Origin of the sequence: Ideonella oryzae (genome assembly GCF_024055665.1) — a bacterium.
Lineage (GTDB): Bacteria > Pseudomonadota > Gammaproteobacteria > Burkholderiales > Burkholderiaceae_C > Ideonella > Ideonella oryzae.
On the sequence record NZ_JAMXMC010000003.1, the window covers coordinates 131,161 to 146,275 of the forward strand.

Sequence of the window (15,115 nt, forward strand, 5' to 3'; positions counted from 1 at the left end):
ATGCAGCCTGACATTGCGCTGTCAGAGGCGCCCCGCCCCTTGATGCAGATCACTGTTCCGAAGGAAGCATGGTCTCCAGTGCGCGGGCCAGCAGTTGTCCGGGCTCCACCTTGGTGGCCAGGCCCTCGCTGCGCAGCCTGTCCAGCATGCGGCGGGTGATGGTGTGAGCCCCACTGCCCCGGCGGCTCTTGAACATGAAGAACTGGCCGTTGTCGCTGCGCCAGTTGAGCAGTGCCGTCACCCAGCGGCCCTGCAGCATCAGGCGGCAGAGGTCACCCACCTTGAGTCCGTCCAGCCAGGCCTCTCGCTCGACGAGGCTGTCGTCATCCTCCTCGTCCATGGCCATGGGCACCGTGGCCAGCTCGGCATGACCGGCCCACTCATCCCCCTGCAGATCGGCCAGGCCGGGCAGGTCTGCCACCGTCGGGGCGCTGGGCACCACCACCGTCGCGGGGTTGGATTCCATGAGCGAGATCTTCTCGATGCCCGACAACAACCGGGTGAGGTCGGCCACATGCCCCTCTACCTGGTGCAGGCCAAAGCCGGCCGCCCGCATGCCATCGCTGGCGCCGTCCAGCAGGGCCTGCCGTTCGATCAACGTTGGCACGGCGCCGCGCCGAATGCGCCCCACCGCGGTGAGCAGATCGGGCACCAGGTTCATGTAGCGCAGGGCCGCAGGAGAGCCCGGCCCCTCGCGCACCAGTGCATGGGTCATCACCTGGACCCAGGGGCCCTGAAGGAACTGACGCACATCGTCCGGCACCGGTGTCTTGCGCAACTGGTCCGCCAGTTGCGCCCTCACCGTGGGCTCCAGCTCCCGCCGCTTGGACTCGAAATCGAAGGCCGTCTCCAGTTCGGCGGGCCGGGTGGTGCCGAAGTCACCCGGCACGCTGTCAAGCTCGCTCAGCGCGCTGTCGAAGGCCTCCAGGGACAGCTCCTGCGGCCGCTCCAGCTGGGCCAACATCGGCCCCAGGCGGGCTGCCAGATCCCGCATGTCGGGGTCGTTGGGGGACTGGACAGCGCTGAGGGCCGCCAGTCGGTCCAGGAGGCGCCAGAAGGGGTGGCTGGTCTGCTGCAGGGCAGAGAGCTCCTTCGGACTCAGGCGTTCCACCTGGGCCAGCAGCCGCTGCCAGACCGAATCCATGGCCGCGCCTGCATGGGTCTGGCGTGCCAGCACGCGGGTCAGTTGCTCCAGTTTGCGCACCAGCGGCGGCGCCAGGCCGGCCTGCGCGGCCACCGCGCCCACGCCACTGCCGGCAATGCCGATCGCCCCCAGCGACTCGCCCGCAGGCGCGGAGAAGAGGCGCTCGATGCCCACGTAGGCCGAGCCCCCGATGGCCGTGGCGGGCCGCATCGACGCCGACGCAGGCCGCACGCCCTGGTCGCGCAGCCACTGCAGATGCTGCTCGAACAGTTGCAGCGTCCGAGCGCCCAGCACGGTCGCACCGGCGCGCAGGATGGGCAGTCGCAATTCGGGCTCCGCCCCCAGATCCACCAGGGCCTGGCTGAAGGACTCGGCCACCATCGCCGGATTGAGGGGATAGGCCAGCTCCGGCTCGTGCATCGGGCGCCCCGGCAGCACCGCGCAGAGCGAGCGCAGCTCGCGCAAGGTGTTCTCGGTCAGGTGTGTGACCTGCTGGGCCAGGCGACCGGTCTCGATGCCCTCCTGCATGGAGGACTCGTCCATCAGCGACAGCATCGGTGAGGAGTCCAGCAGAAACTCGCGCATCTGCAGGTCCGGCGCCTTGGGCGGAGCCAGCTCCTCCTTGACCCGCTGGGCCAGGGCCCGGACCAGGGCGTGAGCCACCACGCCGTTGCGCGCCTTCAGCCACGACAGTGCCTGGCTCGCCTCGCCGCGCCCACCCGCATGTTCCCAGGGGTTGGACAGGCTGTTGAGCAAGCTGTCCTTGGTCCCCCGCTCCACCTCACCCGCCCAAGCGGGGAGTCCCTCCACGATGTGGAGCCACAAGGCCTGGAAGTTACAGCTGCGGTTCATGGCGCTTGAGCGAAATGTCGGTGATTTCTGAATCAGCGTCAGAGTGTATGACCACTGCGTAAAGGCCGGGTTCCCGAAGCGCAAGCCCGTGTGAAGCACAGAAACAAGAAGGCCTGCCGGAAGGCAGGCCTCTGTGGCGACGGCAGCGAAGCTCAGCCCAGTGCAGCCACCACCTCCGGCGGGGCCTGAACCAACTCGATCAGCACACCGTCACCGCCCACCGGGAACTCCTCATTGCCCTTGGGGTGGATGAAGCAGATGTCGTAGCCGGCCGCGCCCTGGCGGATCCCGCCGGGCGCAAAGCGCACGCCGTGGGCCGTCATCCACTCGACGGCCTTGGGCAGGTCATCCACCCACAGGCCCACGTGGTTGAGCGGCGTGGCATGCACGGCCGGCTTCTTCTCCGGGTCGAGCGGCTGCATCAGGTCCACCTCGACGGCCGTCGGGCCGGAACCCAGGGCACAGATGTCCTCGTCCACGTTCTCGCGTTCGGAGACGAAGGTGCTCTTGACCGACAGGCCGAACATGTCGACCCACAGGGACTTGAGTCGGGTCTTGTCCGGCCCGCCAATGGCGATCTGCTGGATGCCCAGGATCTTGAAGGGCTTGGCGCTGCTCATGCGTGGCTCCTCACTCGAAGGCGATGATGGCCTGGTCCACGCTGAGGCTCTCGCCCTTCTGCGCACGGACTTCCTGGACCACGCAGTCCTGCGTGGCGACCAGGATGTTCTCCATCTTCATGGCTTCGATGACGGCCAGCTTCTCGCCGGCCAGCACCTTCTGGCCCACCTTGACCGCCACATCCACCAACAGGCCCGGCATGGGCGAGAGCAGGAACTTGGACAGATCGGGCGGTGCCTTGTAGGGCATCAGCTTGTGCAGTTCGGCCGCACGCGGCAGCAGCACCAGCGCCTCGATGGCGGTGCCGTTGTGGGCGATGCGCAGGGCCAGCGGCTTCTTGGCGGAACCACGTTCGACCTGGGCGGCAAAGGGCTGGCCGTTGACCAGACCGGTCATCAGCACCTCGCCCAGCTTGGCCTGGCTCTGGATGGCGTAGGTCTTGTGACCGACCGTCACCTCCAGCGTGCCGGCGCCATCATCGAAGGCGCCCAGTTGCACCGGGTGGTAGGTGTTCTGCCCCTCGGCGCCCAACTGCACGACCACCACCTGATCGGCGAAGGCCACCTCGTGCCCCGGCAACTGCCCAGTCATCGAAGCAGCGCGGGCGCGCGACTTGCGACGGATGAAGGCCGCCAGTGCCACCAGGAACAGCGGATCATCGTGTGGCACGTCCTCGGCCCGGAAGCCCTGGCTGTAGTGCTCGGCGATGAAGCCGGTGTTGAACTGGCCGGTGACGAACTTCGGATGGGCCAGCAACGCCGCCTGGAAGGGGATGTTGCTGTTGATGCCGCGAATCACGAAGGCATTGAGCGCGGCGCGCATCTTGTCGATGGCGTCATTGCGGTCGCTGCCGTGCACGATGAGCTTGGCGATCATCGAGTCGTAGAACATCGGAATCTCGCCGCCCTCGTAGACGCCGGTGTCCACGCGCACGCCACCGAAGTGGCCGTTGGCGTAGGCCAGGCCCTGCAGCGTTTCGGTGCCTTGCTCCAGGTTGGCGGCCGGCGGCTGGTACTTCACCAGGCGACCGGTGGAAGGCAGGAAGTTGCGGAACGGGTCTTCCGCATTGATGCGGCACTCGATGGCCCAGCCTTCCTTCTTGATCTCGCCCTGGGTGAAGCCCAGCTTCTCGCCGGCGGCCACGCGGATCATCTGCTCAACCAGATCCAGGCCGGTGATGCACTCGGTCACCGGGTGCTCCACCTGCAGGCGGGTGTTCATCTCCAGGAAGTAGAAGTCCTGGTCCTTGCCGACCACGAACTCCACCGTGCCGGCGCTCTGGTACTTCACCGCCTTGGCCAGGGCCACGGCCTGTTCGCCCATGGCCTTGCGGGTGGCGTCGCTGATGAAGGGCGAAGGTGCCTCTTCAATGACCTTCTGGTGGCGGCGCTGGATCGAGCATTCGCGCTCGTGCAGGTAGACCACGTTGCCGTGGCTGTCGCCCAGGATCTGGATCTCGATGTGGCGCGGCTCCTGGACGTACTTCTCCATGAAGACGCGGTCATCGCCAAAGCTGTTGCGCGCCTCGTTGCGGCAGGACGAGAAGCCTTCGAAGCACTCCTTGTCGTTGTAGGCCACGCGCAGGCCCTTGCCGCCACCGCCGGCCGAGGCCTTGATCATCACCGGGTAGCCGATCTTCTGGGCGATGCCCACGGCTTCCTCGGGCGAGAGGATGGGTTGGTTGTGGCCCGGGATGGTGCTGACCTGGGCTTCGCCCGCCAGCTTCTTCGAGGCGATCTTGTCGCCCATGGCCGCGATGCTGTAGTGCTTCGGACCGATGAAGACGATGCCCTCTTCTTCGCAACGACGGGCGAAGTCCTCGTTCTCCGACAGGAAGCCGTAGCCCGGGTGCAGTGCCTCGGCCCCAGTGGCCTTGCAGGCGGCGATGATCTTGTCGGCCACCAGATAGGACTCGCGCGAGGGCGCCGGCCCCAGCAGCACGGCCTCGTCGGCCAGTTCGACGTGGCGGGCGTCCTTGTCGGCCTCCGAATAGACGGCCACCGTCTGGATGCCCATCTTGCGGGCGGTCTTGATCACGCGGCAAGCAATCTCGCCGCGGTTGGCAATCAGAATCTTCTTGAACATGGTGTGAATCTCCGCGGCTGGATCAGAGGGGGATGTTCCCGTGCTTGCGCCACGGGTTCTCCAGCTTCTTGTCCTTGAGCATCATCAGCGAGCGGCAGATGCGCTTGCGGGTCTCGTGCGGTTGGATGACGTCGTCGATGAAGCCGCGGGCGCCCGCCACGAAGGGGTTGGCGAAGCGGGCCTTGTATTCGGCCTCGCGGGCCGCGAGCTTCTCGGGGTCGCCCTTGTCCTCGCGGAAGATGATCTCCACCGCGCCCTTGGCCCCCATCACCGCGATCTCAGCGTTCGGCCAGGCGAAGTTCACGTCGCCGCGCAGGTGCTTAGAGGCCATCACGTCGTACGCGCCGCCGTAGGCCTTGCGGGTGATGACGGTGACCTTGGGCACCGTGCACTCGGCGTAGGCGTAGAGCAGCTTGGCGCCGTGCTTGATGATGCCGCCGTACTCCTGCGCGGTGCCGGGCATGAAGCCGGGCACGTCCACGAAGGTGATCACCGGGATGTTGAAGGCATCGCAGAAACGCACGAAGCGGGCCGCCTTGATCGAGCTCTTGATGTCCAGGCAGCCGGCCAGCACCAGCGGGTTGTTGGCCACAATGCCCACGGTCTGGCCTTCCATGCGGGCCATGCCGATCACGATGTTGGCCGCGTAGTCGGGCTGCAGCTCGAAGAAGTCGCCATCGTCCACGACCTTCAGGATCAGTTCCTTGATGTCGTAGGGCTTGTTGGGGTTGTCCGGGACCAGCGTGTCGAGCGAGTGGTCCAGGCGCGTGGCCGGGTCGCCACTGGGACGCACCGGCGGCTTGTCCTTGTTGTTCAGCGGCAGGTAGTTGAAGAAGCGGCGCAGCATCAGCAGCGCCTCCACGTCATTTTCGAAGGCCAGGTCGGCCACGCCGCTCTTGGCGGTGTGGGTGCTGGCGCCACCCAGTTCCTCGGCCGTCACCTCCTCGTGGGTCACGGTCTTCACCACCTCGGGACCGGTGACGAACATGTAGGAACTGTCCTTCACCATGAAGATGAAGTCGGTCATCGAAGGCGAGTACACCGCACCGCCAGCGCAGGGGCCCATGATCATGCTGATCTGCGGGATCACGCCCGAGGCCATCACGTTCTTCTGGAACACGTCGGCATAGCCGCCCAGCGAGGCCACGCCTTCCTGGATGCGGGCACCGCCCGAGTCGTTCAGGCCGATCACCGGGGCACCGACCTTCATGGCCTGGTCCATGATCTTGCAGATCTTCTCGGCGTGCGATTCGCTCAAAGCGCCGCCGAAGACGGTGAAGTCCTGGCTGAACGCAAAGGCCAGGCGGCCGTTGATCATGCCGTAGCCGGTCACCACGCCGTCGCCCGGGATCTTGCTATCGGCCATGCCGAAGTCCACGCAGCGGTGCTCGACGAACATGTCCCATTCCTCGAACGTGCCCTGGTCGAACAGCAGCTCCAGCCGCTCACGGGCGGTCAGCTTGCCCTTCTTGTGCTGAGCGGCAATGCGCTTCTCGCCGCCGCCCAGGCGCGCCTTGGCGCGCTTGTCTTCGAGCATCTGCTGAATGTCATGCATGATGGTTCACTCCTCGGTCTCTCGGGGGTACTTGGAATGGGTCAGTGGAACAGGTCGAGCAGGCGGCGCGCAGCCACGGAGGCTGCCACGCGCCCGGCCCGGACCTCGGTGGTCAGGGGTGCCAGGGCCTCGCGGACCTGGGCATGGGCCCGGAAACGGGCCTTGAGCCCGGCGTCGATGCGCTCCCACATCCAGGCTTCGTCCTGGGCATGGCGGCGGGCAGCCAGCCGGCCGCTGCGCTGCTGCAGTTCGCGGTAGTGGCTCACGGTCTGCCAGAACTCGGGCACGCCGGTGTTCTTGAGGGCACTGAGCTGCAGCACCTGGGGATGCCACAAGTCGTCCAGGTGATGGGCATGCTCGGGGTTGCCATGCTGGCCCAGGAGCCGCAGGGCGCTGGTGATCTGGGCGCGGGCGCGGGTGGCCGCGTTCACGTCGATGTCGGCCTTGTTGATGACCACCAGATCGGCCAGCTCCATCACGCCCTTCTTGATGGCCTGCAGGTCGTCGCCTGCGTTGGGCAACTGCAGCAGGCAGAACATGTCGGTCATGCCATGCACGGCCGTCTCGCTCTGGCCGACACCCACGGTCTCGACGATCACCACGTCGTAGCCGGCCGCCTCGCAGACGATCATCGCCTCGCGGGTGCGTTCGGCCACGCCGCCCAGCGTGCCGCCGGAGGGGCTTGGACGGATGTAGGCGGCGTCCTGGATGGAGAGCTGCTCCATGCGGGTCTTGTCACCCAGGATGGAGCCGCCGGACACGCTGGACGATGGATCCACCGCCAGCACCGCCACCCGATGCCCCTGGCCGATCAGGTGCAGGCCCAGGGCCTCGATGAAAGTGCTCTTGCCCACGCCGGGCACGCCGGAGATGCCCAGTCGGAAGGACTGACCGCCATGTGGCAGCAAGGCGTTGAGCAGGGCATCGGCTCGCAGCCGGTGGTCCGGTCGGGTCGATTCCAGCAGCGTGATGGTCTTGGCGATGGCGCGGCGGCGCAGCACCGGGTCAGGCCCCAGCACCTGCTCGCACAGCCGCTGCTCGCCGGCCTCCAGGGTGCCGTCGTTGAGAAGGCTCGTCATCGGATCAGCGGAGGTCGGTCTGCCCGTCAGAGACAGCGGGCCGCAGGTAATACAGATCCCACTCGCCCTCGGCCTGCAGCTGGAAGCCGTGCCGCTGGTAGAAGCGGTTGGCGTCGCTCAGGCGCAAGGCAGTGACGCGCACGGCCTTGCCGTGGCGATCAGCCTCCTGTAGCACCTGCTCCATCACCCAGGACCCGATGCCCAGTTTCTGCGCGTTGGGGTGGATGTAGAGGTGGTCGAGCAGCCATTCGCCGCTGTCTTCCAGCGGGACCACCACGACGAAGCCCACCAACTCGCCGTCGAGCAGGATGTTGCGGGTGAACTTGGGCTGGAAGCCACGCGAGAGGCGCTCTCGGGCGCGCTGCGGATCAAAGCGACCCACCTGTTCCAGGCTCTCGCGCATGGCGGCCAGCCGCAGCAGCAGCAGGGCTTCGAAGTCGTCGTCGCTCGCGGGCCTGAGAGAGAGTCCGGGCGGTGGCGACTTGGTGGGCATGGTGGCGGTGCGGAATGAACAGTGAAGAAACTCAGGCCTGCTGGGCGCTGCGGATCTGCTCCAGCACGTCCTTGGCACTGACCGGGATCGGCGTGCCGGGGCCATAAATGCCCTTGACGCCGGATTCATACAGGTAATCGTAGTCCTGCGCCGGAATCACGCCCCCGACGAAGACGATGATGTCGTCGGCGCCCTGCTTCTTCAGCTCGGCGATGATGGCTGGCACCAGGGTCTTGTGGCCGGCCGCCAGCGTGGAGATGCCGACCGCGTGGACATCGTTCTCGATGGCCTGACGGGCACATTCTTCAGGCGTCTGGAACAGCGGGCCCATGTCCACATCGAAGCCCAGGTCGGCGAAGGCCGTGGCCACCACCTTGGCGCCGCGGTCGTGGCCGTCCTGGCCCAGCTTGGCGATCATCACGCGCGGACGGCGCCCGGCCTGCTCGGCGAAGGCATTGATCTCGCCCTTGAGCTTTTCCCAGCCTTCGGCCGAGTCATAGGCAGCTGCGTACACACCGGTCACCTTCTGGATGTCCGCACGGTGGCGGCCGAACACCTTCTCCAGCGCATCGCTGACCTCGCCCACGGTGGCGCGCAGGCGGATGGCCTGGATCGACAGGTCGAGCAGGTTGCCCTGCCCGCTTTGGGCACTGGCAGTCAGCGCGTCCAGGGCCGATTGGACCTTGGCGTTGTCCCGCGTCGCCTTGATCTGCTTCAAGCGGGCGATCTGGGATTCACGCACCTTGACGTTGTCCACCTCGAGGATCTCGACCGGATCCTCCTTGGCCAGCTTGTATTTGTTGACACCGACGATGACGTCCTTGCCGGAGTCGATGCGGGCCTGCTTCTCGGCTGCGCTGGCCTCGATCTTGAGCTTGGCCCAGCCACTGTCCACCGCCTTGGTCATGCCGCCCATGGCCTCGACCTCTTCGATGATGGCCCAGGCCTTCTCGGCCATCTGCTGGGTCAGCGCCTCCATCATGTAGGAGCCGGCCCAGGGGTCCACCACGTTGGTGATGTGGGTCTCTTCCTGGATGATGAGCTGGGTGTTGCGGGCGATGCGAGACGAGAACTCGGTGGGCAGCGCGATGGCCTCGTCCAGCGAGTTGGTGTGCAGGCTCTGGGTGCCGCCGAACACTGCCGCCATGGCTTCAATGGTGGTGCGCACCACGTTGTTGTACGGGTCCTGCTCGGTCAGCGACCAGCCCGAGGTCTGGCTGTGGGTGCGCAGCATCAGGCTCTTGGGGTTCTTCGCGTTGAAGCCCTTCATGATGCGGCACCACAGCAGACGCGCCGCGCGCATCTTGGCGATCTCGAGGTAGAAGTTCATCCCGACCGCCCAGAAGAAGGACAGCCGGCCCGCAAAGTCGTCCACGTCCAGGCCCTTGGCGATGGCGGTCTTGACGTACTCCTTGCCGTCGGCCAGCGTGAAGGCCAGCTCCAGCGCTTGGTTGGCCCCCGCCTCCTGCATGTGGTAGCCCGAGATCGAGATCGAGTTGAACTTGGGCATGTTCTGACTCGTGTACTCGATGATGTCGCCGATGATCTTCATCGACGGCTCGGGCGGGTAGATGTAGGTGTTGCGGACCATGAACTCCTTGAGGATGTCGTTCTGGATGGTCCCGGACAGCTTGTCCTGCGGCACGCCCTGCTCTTCGGCGGCGATCACGTAGCCGGCCAGCACCGGCAGCACCGCACCGTTCATGGTCATCGAGACCGAGACCTTGTCCAGCGGGATGCCGTCGAACAGGATCTTCATGTCCTCGACGGAGTCGATCGCCACGCCGGCCTTGCCCACGTCGCCGGTCACGCGCAGATGGTCGCTGTCGTAGCCGCGGTGGGTGGCCAGGTCGAAGGCCACCGAGACGCCCTGCCCGCCGGCCGCCAGGGCCTTGCGGTAGAAAGCGTTGGATTCCTCGGCGGTGGAGAAGCCGGCGTACTGGCGGATGGTCCAGGGCCGCACAGCGTACATCGTGGCCTGCGGGCCGCGGATGAAGGGCTCGAATCCCGGCAGGGTGTTGGCGTAGGGCAGGCTGGCGGTGTCCTCCGCGGTGTACAGCGGCTTGACCTCGATGCCCTCGGGCGTGCGCCAGGTGAGCTTGGCCAGATCCCCGCCGGCCGACTTGGCGGCGGCCTGGGCCCATTGTTCGAGGTTGGCGGACTTGAATTCGTTCGGGTTCGACATGGAATCTCCTGGGGCCCGGCGTGCAATCGCCTGGGACACGTCCCTGTGCATCTGCTTGTCAGATTGGCTTGCTGACAATGATACAGAATGCATAATTATGAACCCATCTTGACATGGCTCACTGAACCCTGCCTGACACTGCCGTGCCCGACAACGATTCGATTTTCGCCTCCCGAGCCCTGTACCTCCAGGTGGCCGAGCGCCTGCGCGAGCAGATCTTCAACCGCGAGCTTGAGCCCGGCAACTGGATCGACGAGCAGAAGCTGGCCGCGGACTATGGCATCAGCCGCACGCCCCTGCGGGAAGCCCTGAAGGTGCTGGCCGTCGAAGGTCTGGTGACCATGAAGATGCGCCGGGGCGCCTACGTCACCGAGATGTCGGCTCAGGACGTCAGCCAGGTCTACCGGCTGCTGGCCCTGCTCGAGAGCGATGCGGCCGCCCAGGTGGCCGAAGGGGCCAGCCCAGCCGAGCTGGCCGAGTTGCGCCAGCTGCACGAGCAGCTGGAGGCCGAGGTGGGGCAGCGGGACGACTTCTTCCGCACCAACGAGCGCTTTCACATGCGGCTGCTGGCCATGGCCCACAACCGCTGGCGCGAACAGATCGTCAACGACCTGCGCAAGGTGATGAAACTCAACCGGCACCATTCGCTGTTCCGACAGGGGCGGATCGAGGAATCGCTGGCAGAGCATCGCGCCTTGCTGAACGCGCTGGAGCAGCGCACGCCCGAGGAGGCGGCACGGCTGATGCGGGCCCATTTCGACAACGGCCTGACCGCGGCTCAAACGGCCTGAGGCCCATTGCCGGTCAGGGTCTGCGCGGTCAGCCAGGCCTCGAAACTGGCCAACGCCGGACTGGCCGGCCGGCTGGCCAGTCGGGTGAGCCAATAGCGGCCCACCGCCACCTCCACCTCGAAGGGACGCACCAGCCGCCCCTGCGCCAGATCCCGCTGGAACATCACGGCAGGCAACAAGGCCACTCCCGCCCCCTGGGCCGCGGCCTCGGCCAGTGCCAGCGAGCTGTCAAACACCATGCCCCGCAGCGGCGGAACCCGCACTCCCGCCGCGGCACACCACCGGTCCCACTCGTCGACACGGTAGGAGCGCAGCAGGGGCACATCCATCAGGTCCTGCGGCCGCCTCAGCCGCGCCGCCAACGTGGGGCCGCACAGCGGTGCCAACGGCGCCTGCAGCAGTGGCACGGCCTGGGTGCCGTGCCAGTGGCCATCGCCAAAGCGGATGGCAGCATCCAGGCCCTCTGCGGCCAGATCCACCCGGTTGTTGTGCGTCTGCAGGCGCAGGTCCACATGCGGGCAGGCCGCCTGGAACCCCGCCAGCCGCGGCAGCAGCCAGCCGACCGCGTAGGTGGCCACCACGCCCAACGTCAACGTCTCCCGGGGGCACCCGTCACGCAGCTGCTGCAGGCTTTCGGCCAGGCGCTCGAACGAGGCCGCCACGGCCGGCAGGATGGCCCGCCCTTCATCGGTCAATGCCAAGCCGCGTGGCAGGCGGTGGAACAGGCGCACCCCGTAGCGCGCCTCCAGGTTCTTGACATGCTGGCTGACGGCGGTCGGACTGAGGTGCAGTTCATCGGCGGCACGCGCGAAGTTCAGGTGCCGGGCAGACACTGCGAAAGCCCGCAGAGCGTTGAGGGGCAGATCCATGGTTGACCTCTGAAAATGGATGGTCTCCCCTGCATTCTTCCCATTTGTTCCTCCGCCCTCCAGTCCCTAACCTTCGGTCACCTTCACCACTGAGAGAACCATGCAGAAACGCGACTTTCTGACCCATCTGCTCGGCCTGGGCTGCCTGGGATCTGCGCTGGCCAATCCGTTGGAGCCCCAGGAAAATCCAACCCCTTCCCCTGCCCTCCAACAGGCCCTGCGGGACATCGAAGCCCGCGCCAAAGGGCGCCTGGGCCTGGCCGTGCTGGACACCGGCAGCGGCCGCCGGTGGCTCCATCGCGCCGACGAACGCTTTCTCTTGTGCAGCACCTTCAAGCTGCTGCTGTGTGCCCAGGTGCTGGAGCGCGCAGCCCTTGGCGAAGAACGGCTGGACCGACCGCTCTCGTTCGATCGTCGCGACCTGGTCGAGTGGTCACCCGTGACCAAGAAGGCCGTGGGCCGCGGCCACCTGAGCGTGGCCCAGCTGTGCGAGGCCACCATGACCACCAGCGACAACACCGCGGCCCTGCTGCTGCTGAAGACGCAAGGCGGCCCCGCCGGCCTGACGCGCTGGTTGCGCGCCCATGGCGACACCCAAACCCGTCTGGATCGCAGCGAGCCCGATCTCAACCTCGCTGACCCGACCGGCGAGTGGGACACAACGACTCCGGCGGCCATGGCGGACACCGTGCAGCGGCTGAGCCTAGGCGCAGGCCTGCCCGCGACAGTGCAGGCCCAGTTGCTGGCCTGGATGAAAGCCAGCATCACGGGCGCCCAGCGCCTGCGCGCCGGTCTGCCAGCGGGCTGGCAGATCGGCAACAAGACCGGCACGGGAGACGGCATCAGCAACGATGTGGCCATCGTCTGGCCGCCGGGGCAAGTTGCCCCCTGGGTGGTGGTGGCGCTGCTGAGTGACTGCCGCAGCCCGCGCGAGGTGCAGGAGAGCTGCCTGGCCGAGGTGGGCCGGCTGCTGCCGCGCTGGCAGCAGACCTGACGATCAAGCCTGGCGAATCGGCATGAAAAAAGGCCCCCGAGGGGGCCTTCGCTTCGGAGCGGGAGGGCATGGACGCCCTGCCCGCTCCGCAGGCATCAACGCTGTGCCAGCGGCTTGACGTCGCGGTTGGCGGCGCCCACGAACAGCTGACGCGGACGACCGATCTTGTACTCAGGGTCGGCGATCATCTCGTTGAGCTGGGCGATCCAGCCCACCGTGCGGGCGAGCGCGAAGATGGCGGTGAACAGCGGTACGGGGATGCCGATGGCGCGCTGCACGATGCCCGAGTAGAAGTCCACGTTCGGGTACAGCTTGCGAGCGACGAAGTAATCGTCTTCCAGCGCAATCTTTTCCAGCGCCATGGCCAGCTTGAACAGCGGGTCGTTCTCCAGACCCAGCTCCATCAGCACTTCCTTGCAGGTTTCCTGCATGAGCTTGGCACGCGGGTCGTAGTTCTTGTAGACGCGGTGACCGAAGCCCATCAGGCGCACGCCCGAGTTCTTGTCCTTCACCTGGTTCATGAACTCGCCGACCTTGGCCACGCCGCCCATCTTCTGGATGTCCTCCAGCATGTTCAGGCAGGCTTCGTTCGCACCGCCGTGGGCCGGGCCCCACAGGCAGGCCACGCCAGCAGCGATGGCCGCAAACGGGTTGGTGCCCGACGAGCCGCACAGACGCACGGTCGAGGTGGAGGCGTTCTGCTCGTGGTCAGCGTGCAGGATGAAGATGCGGTCCAGGGCGCGCTCGATGACCGGGCTGACCTTGTACTCCTCGCACGGCGTGGCGAACATCATCCGCAGGAAGTTGCCCGAGTAGGACAGGTCGTTCTTCGGATAGATGTAGGGCTGGCCGACGGTGTACTTGTAGGCCATGGCCACCAGCGTCGGCATCTTGGCGATCAGGCGGATCGCCGCGATCTCGCGGTGCTCGGGGTTATTGATGTCGGTGCTGTCGTGGTAGAAGGCCGACAAGGCACCCACCAGGCCGGTCATCACGGCCATCGGGTGCGCGTCGCGGCGGAAGCCACGCAGGAAGAACTGCATCTGCTCGTTGACCATGGTGTGGTTGGTCACGCGCGCCTGGAACTCGCTCTTCTGCGTCGCGTTCGGCAGTTCGCCGTTCAGCAGCAGGTAGCAGGTTTCCAGGTAGTCGCAGTTCACCGCCAGCTGCTCGATCGGGTAGCCGCGGTACAGCAGTTCGCCCTTGTCACCGTCGATGTAGGTGATGGTCGAATTGCACGAGGCCGTCGACAGGAAACCGGGGTCGTAGGTGAACTTGCCGGTCTGGCCGTACAGCTTGCGGATGTCGATCACATCGGGCCCGATCGTGCCCTTGTAGATCGGCAGTTCCATGCTGGGGCTGCCGTCGGAAAACGACAGGGTGGCTTTCACGTCGGAGGGAGTCATCGTCGGGTCCTTTCTCACTCAAAACCATCAAGTGGGTTGGCGCAACTGCACCAGCACATCCCGTACCACCGGGATGTCCAGGGAGCCCTCGGGGTCCTTCCGCGCAAGCAGCAGGTCCAAGAGGTCGTTGTCCGCCAGATCCATCAGCAATTGAAGTCCTTCCACCTGCCGCGCCGTCAATGTCTCTTCGTAGCGGCGGAAGAACCGTTCCATGAACAGGTCGTTTTCAAGCAAGCCCCGGCGGCAGCTCCATTTCAGGCGGCTGACGACGGAAGGCTCCACGCGGGTGGTGTCATCCATAGGGGCTTGCTCCACGCAGACCAAAGTGCGTGCTCAGACGGCGCGACGCACCATCAATTCCTTGATCTTGCCGATGGCCCTGGTCGGGTTCAGACCCTTGGGGCACACGTCAACGCAATTCATGATGGTGTGGCAACGGAACAGCCGGTACGGATCTTCCAGGTTGTCCAGTCGCTCGCTGGTGGCTTCGTCGCGGCTGTCCGCAATGAAGCGGTAGGCCTGCAGCAGGCCCGCCGGACCCACGAACTTGTCGGGGTTCCACCAGAAGCTCGGGCAGCTCGTCGAGCAGCTCGCGCACAGGATGCACTCGTACAGCCCGTTGAGCTCTTCGCGCTCTTCGGGCGTCTGCAGACGCTCCTTCTCGGGCGGCGGCGCGTCGGTGAGCAGGTAGGGCTTGATCGAGTGGTACTGCTTGAAGAACTGCGTCATGTCCACGATCAGGTCGCGGATCACGGGCAGGCCCGGCAGCGGACGCAGCACGATGGTGTCGGGCAGCGAACGCATGTTGGTCAGGCAGGCCAGGCCGTTCTTGCCGCAGATGTTCATCGCGTCGGAACCGCAGACGCCTTCGCGGCAGGAGCGGCGGAAGGCGATCGAGGGATCGACCTCCTTGAGCTTGATCAGGGCGTCCAGCAGCATGCGCTCGTTGCCTTGCAGCTCGAGCTCAATGGTCTGCATGTAGGGCTTGGCGTCCTTGTCCGGGTCGTAACGGTAGATCTGAAAGGTGCGCTTGGTCATGTG

13 protein-coding genes are annotated in these 15,115 nt (G+C 66.1%); 2 read left to right on the forward strand and 11 right to left on the reverse strand.

The window, feature by feature from the left end:
- Positions 1 to 49 precede the first annotated feature (49 nt).
- The 7 genes from M0L44_RS05675 to scpA all read right to left on the reverse strand — a co-directional run bounded on the left by M0L44_RS05675 (position 50) and on the right by scpA (position 10,014).
- Positions 50 to 1,996, reverse strand: coding sequence for a DUF1631 family protein (locus M0L44_RS05675; RefSeq protein ID WP_252768685.1), 1,947 nt, complete (start codon positions 1,994 to 1,996; stop codon positions 50 to 52).
- 152 nt (positions 1,997 to 2,148) lie between these two features.
- The gene (locus tag M0L44_RS05680; RefSeq protein ID WP_252768686.1) at positions 2,149 to 2,616 is read right to left on the reverse strand and encodes a VOC family protein; all 468 of its coding nucleotides are present in this window, start codon (positions 2,614 to 2,616) and stop codon (positions 2,149 to 2,151) included.
- A gap of 10 nt (positions 2,617 to 2,626) precedes the next feature.
- Positions 2,627 to 4,702, reverse strand: coding sequence for an acetyl-CoA carboxylase biotin carboxylase subunit (locus tag M0L44_RS05685; protein ID WP_252768687.1), 2,076 nt, complete (start codon positions 4,700 to 4,702; stop codon positions 2,627 to 2,629).
- 22 nt (positions 4,703 to 4,724) lie between these two features.
- The gene (locus M0L44_RS05690; protein WP_252768688.1) at positions 4,725 to 6,257 is read right to left on the reverse strand and encodes an acyl-CoA carboxylase subunit beta; all 1,533 of its coding nucleotides are present in this window, start codon (positions 6,255 to 6,257) and stop codon (positions 4,725 to 4,727) included.
- A gap of 41 nt (positions 6,258 to 6,298) precedes the next feature.
- Complete coding sequence (gene meaB / locus M0L44_RS05695; RefSeq protein WP_252768689.1) at positions 6,299 to 7,336, reverse strand: methylmalonyl Co-A mutase-associated GTPase MeaB; 1,038 nt, start codon at positions 7,334 to 7,336, stop codon at positions 6,299 to 6,301.
- Between the two features lie 4 nt (positions 7,337 to 7,340).
- Complete coding sequence (locus M0L44_RS05700) at positions 7,341 to 7,829, reverse strand: GNAT family N-acetyltransferase (protein ID WP_252768690.1); 489 nt, start codon at positions 7,827 to 7,829, stop codon at positions 7,341 to 7,343.
- A 31-nt stretch (positions 7,830 to 7,860) separates the two neighbouring features.
- Positions 7,861 to 10,014: a methylmalonyl-CoA mutase gene (scpA, locus tag M0L44_RS05705; protein WP_252768691.1), complete on the reverse strand. Its 2,154-nt coding sequence runs from the start codon at positions 10,012 to 10,014 to the stop codon at positions 7,861 to 7,863.
- A gap of 143 nt (positions 10,015 to 10,157) precedes the next feature.
- Between scpA and M0L44_RS05710 the strand changes: the two genes are divergently transcribed.
- Entirely contained in the window at positions 10,158 to 10,805 is a 648-nt protein-coding gene (locus M0L44_RS05710; RefSeq protein ID WP_252768692.1) for a GntR family transcriptional regulator, read from the forward strand.
- Here the strand turns inward: M0L44_RS05710 and M0L44_RS05715 are convergent.
- The gene (locus M0L44_RS05715; protein WP_252768693.1) at positions 10,793 to 11,674 is read right to left on the reverse strand and encodes a LysR family transcriptional regulator; all 882 of its coding nucleotides are present in this window, start codon (positions 11,672 to 11,674) and stop codon (positions 10,793 to 10,795) included. The genes M0L44_RS05710 and M0L44_RS05715 overlap by 13 nt on opposite strands.
- Positions 11,675 to 11,774: 100 nt before the next feature.
- On the opposite strand from M0L44_RS05715, the gene bla reads away from it, so the two are divergent.
- A complete protein-coding gene (gene bla / locus M0L44_RS05720; RefSeq protein WP_252768694.1) occupies positions 11,775 to 12,668 on the forward strand; it encodes a class A beta-lactamase in 894 nt (297 codons plus the stop codon).
- Between the two features lie 95 nt (positions 12,669 to 12,763).
- Here bla and gltA read toward each other — a convergent pair whose 3' ends face one another.
- From gltA to M0L44_RS05735, 3 genes are read right to left on the reverse strand one after another with little or no spacing between them, the layout of a single operon-like run.
- Entirely contained in the window at positions 12,764 to 14,074 is a 1,311-nt protein-coding gene (gltA, locus tag M0L44_RS05725; RefSeq protein ID WP_252768695.1) for a citrate synthase, read from the reverse strand.
- Positions 14,075 to 14,101: 27 nt separating this feature from the next.
- Entirely contained in the window at positions 14,102 to 14,374 is a 273-nt protein-coding gene (locus M0L44_RS05730) for an FAD assembly factor SdhE (RefSeq protein WP_252768696.1), read from the reverse strand.
- 33 nt (positions 14,375 to 14,407) lie between these two features.
- Positions 14,408 to 15,112, reverse strand: a complete 705-nt coding sequence (locus M0L44_RS05735; RefSeq protein WP_252768697.1) for a succinate dehydrogenase iron-sulfur subunit — start codon at positions 15,110 to 15,112, stop codon at positions 14,408 to 14,410.
- Positions 15,113 to 15,115: the final 3 nt, after the last annotated feature.